The following is a 14,800-nucleotide window of genomic DNA, read 5'->3' as shown; positions in this document are numbered from 1 at the left end:
GGCATGGGCAGCTTCACCGACATCTTCATCCGGCGGCCGGTGCTGGCGACCGTGGTCAGCCTGCTGATCCTGCTGATCGGCCTGCAGGCCGCCTTCTCCCTGCAGATCCGCCAGTACCCGGAGCTGCAGAACACCACCATCACGATCTCGACCAGCTATCCCGGCGCCAACGCCGACCTGATCAAGGGTTTCATCACGACGCCGATCGAGCAGGCGGTGGCGAGCGCCGAGGGCATCGACACCCTGGTCTCGACATCCCAGCAGAACAGCTCGACAGTGACGCTGAACCTGCTGCTCAACGCCGACGCCGACCGCGCGGTCGCCGACGTCCTGTCGAAGGTCAACCAGGTCCGTGGCATCCTGCCGGACGAGGCCAACGACCCGATCGTCCAGAAGCAGACCGGCGACAGCAACGCGCTGATGTACATCTCGTTCAACTCGGACGTGATGAACGCGCCCCAGATCACCGACTACCTGACGCGCGTCGTGCAGCCGAAGCTGCAGACGGTCAACGGGGTCGCGGAGGCGCAGATCCTCGGCGGCCAGACCTTCGCCATGCGCATCTGGCTCAATCCGGACCGCATGGCGGCGCTCGAGGTCACGCCGGCCGACGTCGCCGCGGCCTTGACCCGCAACAACTTCACCTCGGCGGCCGGCCAGATCAAAGGCAACTTCGTCCAGACCTCGATCAACGCCGAGACCTCCCTGGATTCGGCCGAAGCCTTCTCGCGCCTGGTCGTCGCGACGCGCGGCGATTCGCTGATCCGGCTGCGCAACATCGGCGACATCGAGCTGGGACCGGAGAGCGGCGATTCCTCCTCGGCCTTCGACGGCATCAAGGCCGTCTTCATCGGCGTCTACACGACGCCCACGGCCAACCCCCTGACGGTCATCGAGAACATCCGCAAGCTGATGCCCGAGGTCGAGCAGCAGCTGCCGGTCGGCCTGCAGGCCGCCATCGCCTACGACGCCACGGCCTTCATTAACGCCTCGATCGAGGAGGTCGTGCATACGCTGGGCGAGGCGGCGCTGATCGTCGTCGTAGTGATCTTCCTGTTCCTCGGCAACTTCCGCTCGACGCTGATCCCGATCGTCACCATCCCGCTGTCGCTGATCGGCGTCATGATCATGCTCCAGGCGCTCGGCTACTCGATCAACCTGCTGACCCTGCTGGCCCTGGTGCTGGCGATCGGCCTGGTCGTCGACGACGCCATCGTCGTCGTCGAGAACATTTACCGTCATATCGAGGCCGGCATGACGCCCTTCGACGCGGCGCTGCGCGGCGCCCGCGAGATCGCCATGCCGGTCGTCTCCATGACCATCACGCTGGCGGCGGTCTACGCGCCGATCGGCTTCGTCTCGGGCGTCACCGGGGCGCTGTTCCGCGAGTTCGCCTTCACCCTCGCCGGGGCGGTCTTCGTCTCCGGCATCGTCGCGCTCACGCTCTCGCCGATGATGTGCTCGCGCCTGCTCAGCCAGGAGAAGGGCGGCGGCGGCTTCGCCCGCTTCCTCGACCGGCGCTTCGATACCCTGAAGGAGGCCTACCGCTCGCGCCTCGGCAAGACCCTCGGCTTCCGGAGCCTCACGGTGCTGGTCATGATCGCGATCGTCGCGCTGACCGCCCTGCTCTACGTGACCACGCCGAGCGAGCTGGCGCCGACCGAGGACCAAGGCATTCTCTTTTCCCAGGTCAAGTCTCCGCAGTACGCCAACCTCGACTACCTGGAGCAGGCCACCGAGCAGCTCTACCAGGTCTTCAAGGAGGTGCCCGAGCAGGAGCACGTATTCCTGATCGCCGGCCTCGGCGACGTCCACACCGCCTTCTCCGGCATCCTGCTCAAGCCCTGGGGCGAGCGCAGCCGCTCGGCGAGCGAGGTCCTGGCCGCGCTGCAGCCGAGCTTCGCGACGATCCCGGGCGCGCAGGTCCTGGCCTTCGAGCCGCCCTCGATCCCCGGCTCCTCGGGCGGCACGCCGGTCGAGTTCGTCGTCACCTCGACCAGCGACTACACCGAGATCGCCGACGTGCTGCAGGAGCTGCAGCAGGCGGCCCAGCAGAGCGGCCTGTTCATCTTCACCGACAGCGACCTGAAGTTCGATTCGCCGCAGGTCCAGCTCGACATCGACCACGACAAGGCCAACCGGCTGGGCATCTCGATGCGCGACATCGGCTCTGCGCTGGCGACCTTCCTGGGCGGCAACTACGTCAACCGCTTCGACCTCTACGGCCGCAGCTACCAGGTGATCCCGCAGGTGCCGCGCAGCTACCGCCTGACCGCCGACTGGCTGACCCGCTACCAGGTGCGCACGGCGGCCGGCGCCATGGTGCCGCTCTCGACCGTCGCGACCGTCTCGGAGCGGGTGCAGCCGAACGCGCTGGGCAGCTTCCAGCAGCTCAACGCGGCGACGCTCTCGGGCGTGCCCTTTCCGGGCCGGACCCTGGGCGAGGCGCTCGACTTCCTGACCAGCCACGCCGAGCGGAACTTCCCGGCAGGCTTCTCCTACGACTTCAAGGGCCAGAGCCGCCAGCTGGTCCAGGAGGGCAACACGCTGGCGATCGCCTTCGCCTTCGCCGTCGTCATCATCTTCCTGGTGCTCGCCGCGCAGTTCGAGAGCTTCCGCGACCCCATCGTGATCCTGATCGCGCTTCCGACCTCGATGTTCGGCGCCCTGCTGCCGGTCAGCATCCTGTCGATGACCGGCGCCTCCTCCATCAACATCTACACCCAGGTCGGCCTGGTCACCCTGGTCGGGCTTATCTCCAAGCACGGCATCCTGATGGTCGAGTTCGCCAACAAGCTCCAGGAGGAGGAGGGCTACGGCCGGCTCGACGCGATCCGCGAGGCGGCGGCGGTGCGGCTCCGGCCGATCCTGATGACCACGGCGGCCATGGTCGTGGCCATGGTGCCGCTGCTGATCGCCACCGGTGCCGGGGCGCGCAGCCGCTTCGACATCGGCATGGTCATCGCCTCGGGCATGACCATCGGCACGCTCTTCACCCTGTTCGTGACGCCGGCCATGTACACCCTGATCGCCCGCGACCATTCGGCCGACCGGGCCCGGGCCGCCGGCCGCGCGGCCGGCCCGACCGCCGGCACGACGAAGCCGGCGCCGGTCGACTAGGGTCCGCCCGCGGGCAGGTTGGCCGGCCGGCGCGTCGGCGCGCCGGCCTGGGGCAGCACGGCGATCAGGGCGCGGAAGGGGATCAGCAGGACCAGCGCAACGAGCAGCTTCACGGCGTAGTCGCCGAGCGCCAGGGTGACCCAGGGCACCGCCGTGCCGGCGAAGGCGAGAGCGAAGAAGAGCAGGGTGTCCAGGGTCGAGGCCAGGGTCGAGGAGATCAGCGGCGCCTGCCACCAGCGCAGGCGGCGCAGCCGGTCGAAGACCGTGACGTCGAGGAGCTGCGCCGACAGGAAGGCGGTGCCGGAGGCCAGCGCGATGCGCCAGCCGGCGAAGGCGATCGACAGGACGACGGCGAGCGCGAAGCCGGCGTAGACGACGCGCCGGGCCTGCCCCGGGCCCAACGCGCGGTTGCAGAGGTCGGTGACCAGGAAGGCGACCGGATAGGTCAGCGCGCCCCAGGTCCAGAGCTCGCTGGCCGGAATCCCGAAGACGCTGCGGTCGAGCTGGATCGGATGCTGGACCAGGATGTTGGAGGCCACCACCACGAGGGCCATGGCCGCCACCCCTAGCAGTAGGCCGCGCGTCGCGTAGCTCATCCTCGCCCTTCTCTCGTCGCTGCCCGAGGCCGCCGGCGCCTGCCGGGCGGCCCGGCGCTCTCTAGCAGAAGCCGTCGCCCGGCGCCAAGGACGGCGGTGCCGCAGTCGCAAAGCGGGAAGTTCTCCACAGGGAAGTGGCGGGAGCGACTCGACGGCAAGCCCCCTACCCGATATGGTGTGAATGCCTGGCTTGAGCGCTACATATATGGCGCACCACCACTACTTGGAGGCTGGCGATGACCTGGACACCGGATCGCATCGACGAACTGACCCGCCTGTGGAATACGGGCCATTCCGCCTCGATGATCGGCAAGAAGCTCGGCGTTTCGAAGAACGCCGTGGTCGGCAAGGCGCACCGCCTGAACCTGCCGGCGCGTCCCTCCCCGATCCGCAAGGACGCGCGCCCGGCGCCGCGCCGCCGCCCCGCCGCCCTGCCGACGCCGCTCGTGCCGGACGAGCCGCCGGGCTCGGTCGAAAGCTACGAGGCGCCCCGGCCGACGCGCCTCGCCGAGCGCCGCAGCGGCCAAAGCTGCCAGTGGCCGATCGGCGACCCGAACGACAAGAACTTCCACTTCTGCAGCGATGCCGCCCTGCCGGGCAAGCCGTACTGCAGCAAGCACTGCGCCTCGGCCTACATCAAGAAGGACCGGGACCGTGATCGCAGCCGCGGAGAATCGCGGGTCGCCTGACCGTCGGTAGTCAGACGACGGCGGCGGCCCCGCCGCGGCGGGGGTCGCCGGCCGCCTCCAACCGGCCCCGGGCGTCGCGGCGGACCAGATGGACGCCGCCGAAGAAGAGGTTCGGCGCCGGCCAGAGCGTCGGCCTGCCGAGCCCGGCCAGCCCCTCCCCGGCGAGCCCCTCCAGGGCCGCCGGCTCGAAGCCCGGCTCCAGCTGAACCCCCTGCTCGACGTGCAGGCGCGGCGCGGCGACGGCGGCAGCCGGCGCCATGCCATGCTGCAGGCAGTTGATCAACACCTGCAGGATCGCCGTGCGCAACCGGTTTGAGCCGCCTGAGCCGAGCGCCAGCATGGCCCCGTCGGCGGCCCTGGCCAGCGTCGGCGCCATCATCGAGCCGAGCCGGACGCCGGTCGGCCAGGCGTGGAACCCGAGCGGGTTGAGGTCCTCCTCGCCCAGCATGTTGTTGAGGTGGATGCCGCTGCCGGGCAGCACACGGCCGCAGCCCTCGCCGTTCGACAGGCTCGCGGCGGCGGCGTTGCCGGCACGGTCGATCACCGACAGGTGCGTGGTGCCCCGGGCGACGCCAGGCCGGCCCCGCAGCTCGGCGCGGTAGCGCGCCACCAGCGCCGGGTCGAGCAGCGCCGCGCCGGCCGCCTCGGCAGACGCCTCTGCCTCGGCCGCCGCCAGCCCGCTTTCGACGCGCGCGCGGTTGGTCAGCGCCATGGCGCGGCCGAGCCGCTCGAGCTGCCGTCTGGAGCCGAAGCCGCCCCGCGCTTCCTCCCCGACCGGCGCGGTCTCCTCGAGCAGCCGGAGCGCGAAGGCGATCAGCAGGCCGCCGTGCGAGGGCGGGCCGTTGGTGAGGATCTCCGCGCCCGCCCATTCGACCGCCAGCGGCTTGCGGCGCCGGACCCGGTAGCCGGCGAGGTCGACCGCAGTCAGTTGGCCGCCGGCCTCCCGGCAGAAGGCCGCCAGGCGCGTCGCCAGCTCGCCGTCGTAGAAGGGGGCGGCGCCCTCCCGCGCGAGGCGCTCCAGGGTCTCGGCCAGCGCCGGCTGGACCAGGTGCTCGCCGCTGCGGCGCAGATCGCCGCCGGGGCCGCAGTGGAGGTCGCGCAGCGGGTCGCAGGCGGTGACGATGGGTGCGACCACCGCGGCGACCGCGACGTCGATCGGCCGCAGCGCGCAGCCCTCTCGGGCCAGCGCCACGGCCGGTGCCAGGCTACGCGCCAGCGGCAGCCGCCCGAGCTCGCGGGCGACCGTCTCCAGGCCGGCCGGCACGCCGGGGACGGCGGTCGCGCCGAGGCCGATGTGGAAGACCTGCCGCGCGGTGCCGAAGTCGGCCTCGACGGCCTCGAAATCCAGCTCCCCGGCTCGCGCGCCGGGCCGCCGCCCCGGCGTGTCGACGAAGAAGTCGTAGAGCCGGGCCTCGCCCCCGGCCGGCTCGGCGAGCAGAAAGCCGCCGCCGCCGAGGGAGGCCAGCACCGGCTCGCAGACGCAGGCCGCGGCAATGCCGGCGCAGGCGGCGTCGAAGGCATTGCCGCCCTCGGCGAGGACCTCGGCCGCGGCGCGGACGGTCTCCTCGTGGCCGGCCGCGACCGCGCCGCCCGAGGCCGACCCCGCCGACGAGCCGCCCGCCGCCATGGGACGGCTCAGCGCGCCGCCAGAGGCGGCAGCGGCGCCGGGTAGCTGCGCTCGAAGGCACGGGCGGCGCGCAGCACCAGGGCGTCCTGATAGCGTGGGCCGACCAGCTGCAGGCCGATCGGCAGGTTGGCCGAGGTCAGGCCGCAGGGCAGGCTGACCGCCGGCTGGCCGGTCAGATTGAAGGGGTAGCTGAAGGGCGTCCAGTCGGTCCAGCGCCGGGCGCCAGAGCCGGCGGGCCACTCGGCCCCGGCCTCGAAGGCGGGGATCGGCACGCTCGGCAGCAGCAGCAGGTCGTACGTCTCGTGCACCTGGTTCATGCGCTGGGTGAAGCCCTCGCGCACCTTGACCGCGCGCAGGTAGTCGATGAGCGTGAAGTGGCCGGCCTGTGCCGCGATCTCGCGCAAGCCGGGATCGATCCTCTCACGCCTCTCCTCCGGGATGCCCGAGAGCAGCAGGGCGGCGCCGGCGTACCAGTGGTAGGCGAAGGCGCCGTCGGTGTCGGGCAGATCGAGCTCGGGCTGCTCGACCTTGGCGCCGAGCTCCTCGAAGCGCGCGGCGGCATACGCGGCGGCCTCGGCGACCTCGGGATGCACGGCGTGGCCGGCCATGGTCGGCAGGTAGGCGATGCGCAGGCCCTCGACGCCGCTCTCCAGGTCGGCGCCGAAGTCCTCGCCGTCGTAGGGCAGGGCGTAGGGATCGCGGGGATCCGGCTCGGCGATCGCCGTCAGCATCAGGGCGAGGTCGGCGACCGTGCGGGCCATGGGCCCGACATGGGAGACCGTGCCGAAGGGGCTGAGCGGGTAGGCGGGGACGCGGCCGAAGCTGGGCTTGAGGCCGGGAATGCCGGTGAAGGCGCAGGGGATGCGTACCGAGCCGCCGCCGTCGGTGCCGAAGTGCAGGGCGCCCATGCCGGTCGCCGCCGCGACCGCGGCGCCGCCCGAGGAGCCGCCGGGCGTCTTCTCCGGATCCCAGGGGTTGCGCGTGATGCCGGTCAGGCCGCTGTCGGTGACACCCTTCCAGCCGAACTCCGGGGTCGTCGTCTTGCCGAGCAGGATCGCCTTGTGCTCCCGGACCCGGGCGACCGCCGGCGCGTCCTCGGTCCAGGGTCCGGCCGGATCGATGCTGTGCGAGCCGCGCTGGGTCGGCCAGCCCTTGGTCAGCAGCAGGTCCTTGACGCTCAGCGGCACGCCGTCCAGCCGCCCCTGCGGTTGGCCCGCCTGCCAGCGCTTCTCCGAGTCGGCGGCCGCGGCCAGCGCGCCCTCGCGGTCGAGCAGGCAGAAGGCGTTGAGCTGCCCGTTCAGCTGCTCGATCCGATCCAGGGCCGCCTGCGTCGCCTCGACCGGCGAGAGGCGCTTGTCGCGGTAGGCGGCGAGCAGCTCGGTGGCGCTCAGCAAGGCGGCGTCGTCGGTCATGTCGTCTCCTCGGAGTGAGTCGGCCTCGTCGCCCTTTTCCTCGCACGCCGGGCCGCGCCTGTCGACCGGGGCGCGCCGCCAGCGGAGCGCCGGTCCGGCCGCCGGTGCGCCCGCATGGCAGCCCCTCCGCGCCGGCCATGGACCGCCGCCGCCGGAGCGGCTAGAGCGGATCGATGGACAGCAGCCCGCCTGCCTTCACCGACCGCGACCGCCGCCGCAGCGTCATCGCCATCGTGCTCCACATGCTGGGCATCGGCATCGCCTTCGGGGCATCGATTCCGCTGACGTCGCTGGTGCTCGAGCGCTGGGGCGAGGACGCCGGCACGATCGGGCTGGTCGGCGCGCTGCCGACCCTGGCCAACATCCTGCTGCTGCCCGCCCTGCGCAGCCTGGCGGCCCGGCTCGGCACGGCCCGGGCGATGATGCTCGGCTGCGCGCTCGCCGCCACCTCGATCGCGGTCATGCCGCTGGTGCCCAGCCTCGCCGCCTGGGCGATCCTGCGCTTTCTGGCCGGCGCCGGGCTGGCCTTGCCCTGGCTGATGGGCGAGACCTGGATCAACGCCGTCGCGCTGTCCCACAACCGCGGCCGGATCATCGCGATCTATTCCGCGGCCCTCTTCGCCGGCTTCGCGATCGGGCCCGCGCTGCTGACCCTGGTCGGCACGGAGGGCTGGCTGCCGTTCCTGGTCATCGGCCTGGCGACCGCCCTGGCGGTGCTGCCGCTGCTGCCGGTCATGTCCCTGGCGCCGCCCCTCGCGCAGCGGCCCGGCCTGCGGCTGATCCAGGTCGTCGGCCGGTCGCCGACCATGCTGCTGGCGGCGCTGGCGGCGGGCTTCGCCGAGTTCGCCAGCTTTTCGCTGCTGCCGATATTCGGCGTCCGCAACGGCCTCGACGAACCCTCGGCGCTGCTGCTGCTGACGGTCTTCCTAGTCGGCGGCATCCTGCTGCAGCTGCCGCTCGGCTGGCTCGGCGACCGCTGGTCGCGGCGCCCGGCCCTGGCGCTGGCGGGCCTGGTCGGCGTGGCCTCGGCGGTGGCGCTCGGTCTGTTCGGCGGCAGCCCGCTGGCGGCCGGCGTGCTCTGCTTCCTGCTCGGCGGCGCGGTCCTGGCGTTCTACAACCTCGGCCTGGCGCTGCTCGGCGAGCGCTTCGAGACCCAGGAGCTGGCGGTCGCCAACGCCGCCTTCATCATGGTCTATTCGGCGGGCAGCCTGGCCGGGCCGGCGGTCGGCGGCGTGGCGACCGAGCTGTCGGCCTCCTGGGGCCTGCCGGGCACGCTGGCGGCGATCTGCACCCTGGTCGTCCTGATGGCGCTCTGGCGCGCCCACCGGGACGCCATCGAGACGACGAGGAGAGAAGGATGAGCGGTACCCCCGAGAGCGACGCGCCCCAGAGCGCAGCACCCGAAACCCGCGATCCCCTGGGCGCCTTCGTCCCCGGCGGTCGCTTCGAGGTCGGGCCGAGCGGGCTGGGGCCGCTCGCCGGGCTGACCTTCGCCGCCAAGGACATCTTCGACGTGGCCGGCACCGTGACCGGCTGCGGCAACCCGGACTGGGCGCGCAGCCATGCGCCTGCCGCCGAGCACGCGGCGGCGGTGGCGGCCCTGCTGCAGGCCGGGGCGACCCTGGTCGGCAAGACGGTGTCCGACGAGCTGGCCTACAGCCTGAACGGCCAGAACTTCCACTACGGCACGCCCGCCAACAGCAACGCGCCGGGCCGGATTCCCGGCGGCTCGTCGAGCGGCTCCGCCTCGGCGGTCGCAGGCGGCCTCTGCGACGCCGCGCTGGGCAGCGACACGGGCGGCTCGATCCGCGTGCCGGCGAGCTACTGTGGCCTCTACGGCCTGCGCCCGACCCACGGCCGCGTCGACATCAGCGGCGTCATGCCCCTGGCGCCGAGCTTCGACACGGTCGGCTGGTTCGCCCGCGACGCCGAGACCCTGGGCCGCGTCGGGGCGGTGCTGCTCGGCGAGGACGGCCCACAGCCGCCCTTCGAGCGCCTGCTGCTCCCCGAGGATGCCTGGGCCCTGGCGACACCCGCCGCCCGGGCGGCCCTGGAACCCTGGCGCCTGCGCCTGGAACAGCGGGTCGGCAAGGCGGCGCCGCTGGTCGTCGGCGAGCCCGGCGGCGGGCTGGAAGCCTGGATGTGGCGCTTCCGGCAAATCCAGGGTGGTGAGATCCGCGCGGTGCACGGCGACTGGATCGACGAGACGCGCCCGCACTTCGGCCCCGAGATCGCCGAGCGCTTCCAGTGGGTCTGGAGCCTCGGCGAGGAGGAGATCGCGAGCGCAACGGCGGCCCGCGCCGACTTTTCCGAGCGTCTCCAGGGGCTGCTGGCGCCGGGCACGCTGCTGCTGCTGCCGACGGCGCCCTCGATCGCGCCGCGGCTGGATGCCGACCCCGAGGCCCTGCGCCAGCACCGCGGCAATGTTCTGTCGCTGACCTCGATCGCCGGTCTCTCCGGCCTGCCCCAGGTCAACCTGCCGGTCGCGACCCTCGACGGCTGTCCCCTGGGCCTGTCGCTGATCGGCCCGGCCGGCAGCGACGGCGCGCTGCTCGCCTTCGCGGAGCGGTTCGTGACTCTGCCGGGCTGATCCCGTCCGCCGGATCCTGGCGCGGCCGATTCCGGGCGGGTGATCCTGGCGCGGCTCGTGCCGCCTCAGTTGGTCAGCAGCGAGCGCAGCGGGCGCCGGTCGTCCCGGGGCTGGACGCGGAAGGCCGGAAAGCGGATCAGCGCGCAGGTGCCGCCCTGGCCGGAGCGGCTGAGCTCGAGCGAGCCGCCGTGCAGCTCGACCAGCGCCTTGGTCAGCGGCAGCCCGAGCCCGGTGCCTTCGTGGCGGCGGTTGAAGCCGGTGTCGACCTGGGTGAAGGGCTCGAGGACCCGCTGCAGGTCCTCAGGCTTGATGCCGATGCCCGTGTCGGTGACCTGCACGGCGAGCCCGCCGTCGCCCTCCAGCCAGGCGTCGACCGAGACGAGACCGCCGGCGGGGGTGAACTTGACCGCATTCGAGAGCAGGTTGAGCAGGACCTGCTTCAGGCGGCGCGGGTCGGCGAGCAGGCTCGGCAGGCCCTCGGGCACCGCCTCGACGAGTCGCACGCCGCCGCGCTCCGCGCGCGGGCGGATCAGCCGCAGGCTGGCGGCCACGGTCGCCGCCAAATCCAGCTCCTCCTCGGTGAGCTCCAGCATGCCGGCCTCGGCCTTCGAGACGTCCAGGATGTCGTTGATGATGTCCAGCAGGTGGGTGCCGCTGTCCCGGATGTCCTGGGAGTAGGAGCGGTAGCGCGCGTTGCCGAGCGGTCCGATCAGCTCCTGGGCCATGATCTCCGAGAAGCCGATGATGGCGTTGAGCGGCGTGCGCAGCTCGTGGCTCATGGTTGCCAGGAACTCGTTCTTGGCGCGATTCGCCAGTTCGGCGGTCTCCATGGCACCGCGAAGCTCGGTCTCGGTCTGCCGGCGCTCGGTGACGTCCTGGGCGGCGCCGAGGATGCGCACGACGCGCCCGCTGTTCGGGTCGAGCTCCGGCCGTCCGTGCAGCCTGACCCAGAGCAGCCGGTCGCCCTCCAGCAGCATCCGAACCTCGTCGATCGAGCTCTCGCCGGCCATCATCCGGCGGTCGCGTGCCGCGAGCGTGTCCTGGTCCTCGGGGTGGAAGAGACTGCGGCAGGCCCGCCAGGCGCTGCCTGGCTCCTCGTGGTCGCTGAGATCCAGGCAGAGGTCGCCGAGGTTGCCGGCGGCCCACTCGGCGACCGGCGTGCCATCGGGCTCGATCCGGAAGGAGTAGAGTAGGTCCGAGGTCATCTCGGAGATCAGCCGGTAGCGCAGCTCGCTCTCGCGCAATGCGTCCTCGATGCGCCGGCGCTCGGTGACGTCGGTGTAGGTGGTCACGAAGCCGCCGCCGGGCAGCGGGTCGCCGCGCACCTCCAGGAAGCTTCCGTTCGGACGGCGCCGCTCGAAGCGGTGCCCTTCGAAGCGCCGGGCCAGCTCGAGTCGGCGGCGGATCTGATCCTCGATGTCGCCCGGTCCGTACTCGCCGCGCTCGGCGTTGTAGCGGACCATCGCCTCGAAGCTGCCGCTCGCCAGCAGCCCGGGCGGGAACTCCAGCAGCTCGCGGAAGCGGTCGTTGTAGCCAATGACGCGCAGGTCCCGGTCGACCACCGTGATGCCGGCGCCGACGTTCTCGAAGACGATCCGCAGCAGCTCGGCGGCGCGGTCGCGCTCCCGTGCGGCCTCCAGGCGCTGCAGCTCGATGGTCACGGCGTTGGCGACCAGCCGCACGATCTCGTCGTCGCCCGGCCGCGCCGTCACCGGCGCGTCGTGCAGCGCGAAGATGTGGCCGAGGACGCGGCCCTCGCCGTCGAGCAGCAGTTGGCCGAGGTAGGCCTCCGCGCCCTGTTCGGCCAGGTAGGTGTCCAGCGGGAAGCGCACCGCGACGTTGCGGGGCCAGAAGGAGCGGGGCTCGCCGTTGTAGACCCGGTCGCAGGGCGTGCCGGCCAGGGGATAGCTGAAGGTTGCGCCCGGCTCGCCCAGCTTGCCGTCCCACAGTGCCAGTACGTCGGCCTGGCCGGGAAGCGCCTCGTCGCGCCGGGCGACGCCGGCCCAGCGGAAGCCGAGGCCGGTGTGGAGCGCTTCCGAAGCGGCCTCCAGGAGGTCGCGGCCGCGGGTGCGGCTCTCGACGAGGATCGACAGCACGCGCTCGCGCCGGACGTGAACGCCGATGTCGGTCCAGAGCAGCACACTGCCGCCGTCTGGCGTGCGGGCCCCCGAGATCTGCACGGCGCGCCCGTCGGCGTAGTCGAGCTCGATGCGGTAGGGTGCCGCGCGGTGGCGGGCCAGGCGCGCCGCGACGAAGCTCTCGGGATCCGCACCGGACAGGTCGAACAGGCCGTCGGCAAGGGCTGCGCGCACGATGGCCTCGAAGCTCGCGCCCGGCACGGCAGCCGCGCCGAGAGCCGGGGTGATCCGGCGGTAGGCTTCGTTGCAGATGACCAGGCGTTCGTCCGGGTCGAACAGCGCGAAGCCGTCGGGCAGGGCGGTCACCGCCGCGGTCAGCTGGACCCGCAGGGTCTCGGCGGCAGCCCGCGTCTCGACGATCTCGGTGATGTCGTTGGCGGTGCCGCGGTAGCCCAGGAAGGCGCCCTGCTCGTCGAACAGCGCCTTGCCGGTGATCCGGTAGCGGCGGGGCTGGGCAGCGTCGGCGAAACGCGCCGAGTAGACGAACTCCCGGATATCCCGGTGGGCCGCCAGGTCGGCGAGATGGGCCTGCCAGAGCGGATCGGAGAGGTCGGCTCCGGCCAGCTCCATGCGCGTCTTGCCGAGAACCTCCTCGAGGGGGATGCCGGTGACGCTGGAAAAGCGCGGCGACAGGTAGGTGTAGCGCTGCTCGGCATCGCTCTCCCAGATCCAGTCGCTGTTGATCTCGGCGATGTCGCGGAAACGCTGCTCGCTGAGCCTCAGCGCCGTCTCGCTCTGCAAGCGGCGAAGCTCGAGCAGGGCGCTGCGCGCAACCAGGTTCAGCAGGTCGGGGTTGATCGGGTTGCTGTCGCGCGGTTGCCCGTCGAGGGCGACCAGGTAGCCGAGCACCGTGCCGTCGCCGAGCTCCAGGCGGCGGCAGAAGCAGGCGGCGGCGCCGCTCGCCTCGATCGGATCGCAGCCGGCGAAGACCTTGCCGGCATCGCGACCAGCGAAGGTTTCGAGCGGCTCGCCGTGCCGGCTGCACGGGCCGTCGAAGCCGGCTGGCGTGCCCGGCGCCGGCGCCAGTTCGCCCGACCAAGCCGCCAGCTCGACGCGGCCGTCCTCCAGTCGCCGGAAGACGCCGGCGCCGGGCAGGCCGCTGGCGATGGCGGTCGCCTCGGCGATCGCCTCCAGCGTCGTCTCGTCGTCGCGGCGCCGGACCAGGGTCTCCAGCACGCGCTCGCGCTGCCGCCGCTCGGTGATGTCGGCGAGCAGGACGACGCGGCCGCCTTCCTCGGTCGGCATGCCGGAGATCTGCAGGATGGTGCCGTCGTCCAGCGTCTGGACCACCTCGTAGGGGGCGTTGCGGTGCTGCTCGAGCCGGCGCTCGACGTAGGCGGCGCGGTCGGGCTCGCGACTGCTGTACGCGCCGAGGTCCCAGACGGCCCCGATGACCTCTTCGAAGCTCAGTCCCGGCTTCAGGACGGCGGCCAGGCCCGGCGCGAAGCTTTGATAGGCCTGGTTGAAGACGACCAGCCGCTCCTCCTCGTCGAACAGCGCGAAGCCGTGGTCCAGGCTGACCAGGGCGCTCTGTAGGCGACCCTGCAGGCGCCGGACGGCCTGCTCGGCACGGCGTATCGTCGTGACGTCGTCGCCGATGCCCCGGTAGCCCGTGAAGCGGCCCGCCACATCGAAGATCGGGCGGCCGCTGACCCGGCAGCTGCGCTCCGGCTGGCCCGGTATCCGCAGGTCGTACACGAAGTCGCTGAACGGCCGGCGCGCCTCCAGGTCGGCGAGGTGGGCCTGCCAGCGCGCGTCCGCGGCCGTTCCGCCCGTCGCCTCCATGCGCGTCATGCCGAGCACGAGCGCAGGGTCCAGCCCCGACACCCCGGCGTAGCGCGGCGAGATGGAGGTCAGGCGATGCTCGGAATCCGTTTCCCACAGCCAGTCCGAGCTGATCTCGACGAGATCGCGCAGTCGTTCCGCGCTGTCCGCCGCCTCGCGGCGCAGCCGGGCGTTCTGCGCGACCAGCGAGGCGAGGCCGGCGAGCGCCGGCAGCAGGGCGAGAGACCCGAGGCGTCCCAGCGCCAGCCCCTCCGAGGCCGCGGCCCCGGCCGGAGCCGCCAGGGCGACCAGCGTCAGACCGCAGGCCAGCGCCAGCAGCAGGGCGCCGGCGGCGCGCAGCGCGCGCGTCGCGCCCGCGGCCGGATCGGGCGCAGGCGCGGCAAAGGCGAGGGCGCCGGCCGTGAGCGGCAGCAGGGAGCTGACCTGGACGAGCTGGACCCAGGCACCCTCGGCAGCCGCGCCCGTGGCGGTCCCGATCAGCAGGACGCCGACCGGCAGCAGCAGGGCGCCGGCCAGCAATGCCAGCCCCAGCCTTCGGGGCAGCGCCCGTTCCGACCAGATCGCGAGGAGACTCGCCAGCGCCAGTGCGAGGAAGGCGAGCTCAAGGGCCGCCGCGGCGGGCCGTGCTGCGAAAAGCGCCCCGGCGAGCAGCGCCAGCGGCGGGCAGGCGAGCCAGGGCCGCAGCCTGCGGCGGTCCGGCGCCGTGGCCAGTGTCAGCAGGCTGAACCCGCCAAGCAGGGCGACGACGACGAGGCCTGCAAGGCCGACGCTCGAACTCAGGCCGAAATACATCCGCTGTGAAGCCCGCCCAAGCAGAGGGCGGACGGTCCTGCGCCTCTACCG

General features: G+C 72.5%; 8 protein-coding genes. 4 read left to right on the top strand and 4 right to left on the bottom strand.

The annotated features are described in order from the left end of the window. Positions 1–3 precede the first annotated feature (3 nt). Positions 4–3,120 (top strand): multidrug efflux RND transporter permease subunit, encoded by a 3,117-nt coding sequence (locus WD341_RS00785; protein WP_368423496.1) that lies wholly within the window; start codon positions 4–6, stop codon positions 3,118–3,120. Here WD341_RS00785 and WD341_RS00780 read toward each other — a convergent pair. Beyond that, complete coding sequence (locus WD341_RS00780; RefSeq protein WP_368423495.1) at positions 3,117–3,716, bottom strand: queuosine precursor transporter; 600 nt, start codon at positions 3,714–3,716, stop codon at positions 3,117–3,119. The genes WD341_RS00785 and WD341_RS00780 overlap by 4 nt on opposite strands. A 236-nt stretch (positions 3,717–3,952) precedes the next feature. Between WD341_RS00780 and WD341_RS00775 the strand changes: the two genes are divergently transcribed. Continuing rightward, a complete protein-coding gene (locus WD341_RS00775; protein ID WP_368423494.1) occupies positions 3,953–4,405 on the top strand; it encodes a GcrA family cell cycle regulator in 453 nt (150 codons plus the stop codon). Positions 4,406–4,415: 10 nt separating this feature from the next. On the opposite strand, the gene WD341_RS00770 is transcribed toward WD341_RS00775, so the two are convergent. Both WD341_RS00770 and WD341_RS00765 read right to left on the bottom strand, forming a co-directional pair. Continuing rightward, positions 4,416–6,032: a gamma-glutamyltransferase gene (locus WD341_RS00770; RefSeq protein WP_368423493.1), complete on the bottom strand. Its 1,617-nt coding sequence runs from the start codon at positions 6,030–6,032 to the stop codon at positions 4,416–4,418. Positions 6,033–6,040: 8 nt separating this feature from the next. Next, a complete protein-coding gene (locus WD341_RS00765) occupies positions 6,041–7,444 on the bottom strand; it encodes an amidase (protein WP_368423492.1) in 1,404 nt (467 codons plus the stop codon). 173 nt (positions 7,445–7,617) lie between these two features. Here WD341_RS00765 and WD341_RS00760 point away from each other — a divergent pair, with 173 nt between their 5' ends. Together WD341_RS00760 and WD341_RS00755 are read left to right on the top strand one after the other, a co-directional pair. Further along, positions 7,618–8,805 (top strand): MFS transporter, encoded by a 1,188-nt coding sequence (locus WD341_RS00760; protein WP_368423491.1) that lies wholly within the window; start codon positions 7,618–7,620, stop codon positions 8,803–8,805. Then, a complete protein-coding gene (locus WD341_RS00755) occupies positions 8,802–10,034 on the top strand; it encodes an amidase (RefSeq protein WP_368423490.1) in 1,233 nt (410 codons plus the stop codon). The genes WD341_RS00760 and WD341_RS00755 overlap by 4 nt, the downstream gene beginning before the upstream one ends. 65 nt (positions 10,035–10,099) lie before the next feature. On the opposite strand, the gene WD341_RS00750 is transcribed toward WD341_RS00755, so the two are convergent. Then, a complete protein-coding gene (locus WD341_RS00750) occupies positions 10,100–14,749 on the bottom strand; it encodes a PAS-domain containing protein (protein ID WP_368423489.1) in 4,650 nt (1,549 codons plus the stop codon). Positions 14,750–14,800 lie beyond the last annotated feature (51 nt).

It is taken from the genome of Tistlia sp., from assembly GCF_040905785.1.
In the GTDB taxonomy this organism is placed as follows: Bacteria; Pseudomonadota; Alphaproteobacteria; order Kiloniellales; family DSM-21159; genus Tistlia.
The sequence above is the reverse complement of the archived record's forward strand: the minus strand, read 5'-3'. Positions and strand labels throughout refer to the sequence as shown.

Coding starts and splice junctions, on each gene's coding strand:
- WD341_RS00785 (WP_368423496.1), top strand. CDS start 4: ATGGGCAGCTTCACCGACATCTTCATCCGGCGGCCGGTGCTGGCGACC.
- WD341_RS00780 (WP_368423495.1), bottom strand. CDS start 3,716: ATGAGCTACGCGACGCGCGGCCTACTGCTAGGGGTGGCGGCCATGGCC.
- WD341_RS00775 (WP_368423494.1), top strand. CDS start 3,953: ATGACCTGGACACCGGATCGCATCGACGAACTGACCCGCCTGTGGAAT.
- WD341_RS00770 (WP_368423493.1), bottom strand. CDS start 6,032: ATGGCGGCGGGCGGCTCGTCGGCGGGGTCGGCCTCGGGCGGCGCGGTC.
- WD341_RS00765 (WP_368423492.1), bottom strand. CDS start 7,444: ATGACCGACGACGCCGCCTTGCTGAGCGCCACCGAGCTGCTCGCCGCC.
- WD341_RS00760 (WP_368423491.1), top strand. CDS start 7,618: ATGGACAGCAGCCCGCCTGCCTTCACCGACCGCGACCGCCGCCGCAGC.
- WD341_RS00755 (WP_368423490.1), top strand. CDS start 8,802: ATGAGCGGTACCCCCGAGAGCGACGCGCCCCAGAGCGCAGCACCCGAA.
- WD341_RS00750 (WP_368423489.1), bottom strand. CDS start 14,749: ATGTATTTCGGCCTGAGTTCGAGCGTCGGCCTTGCAGGCCTCGTCGTC.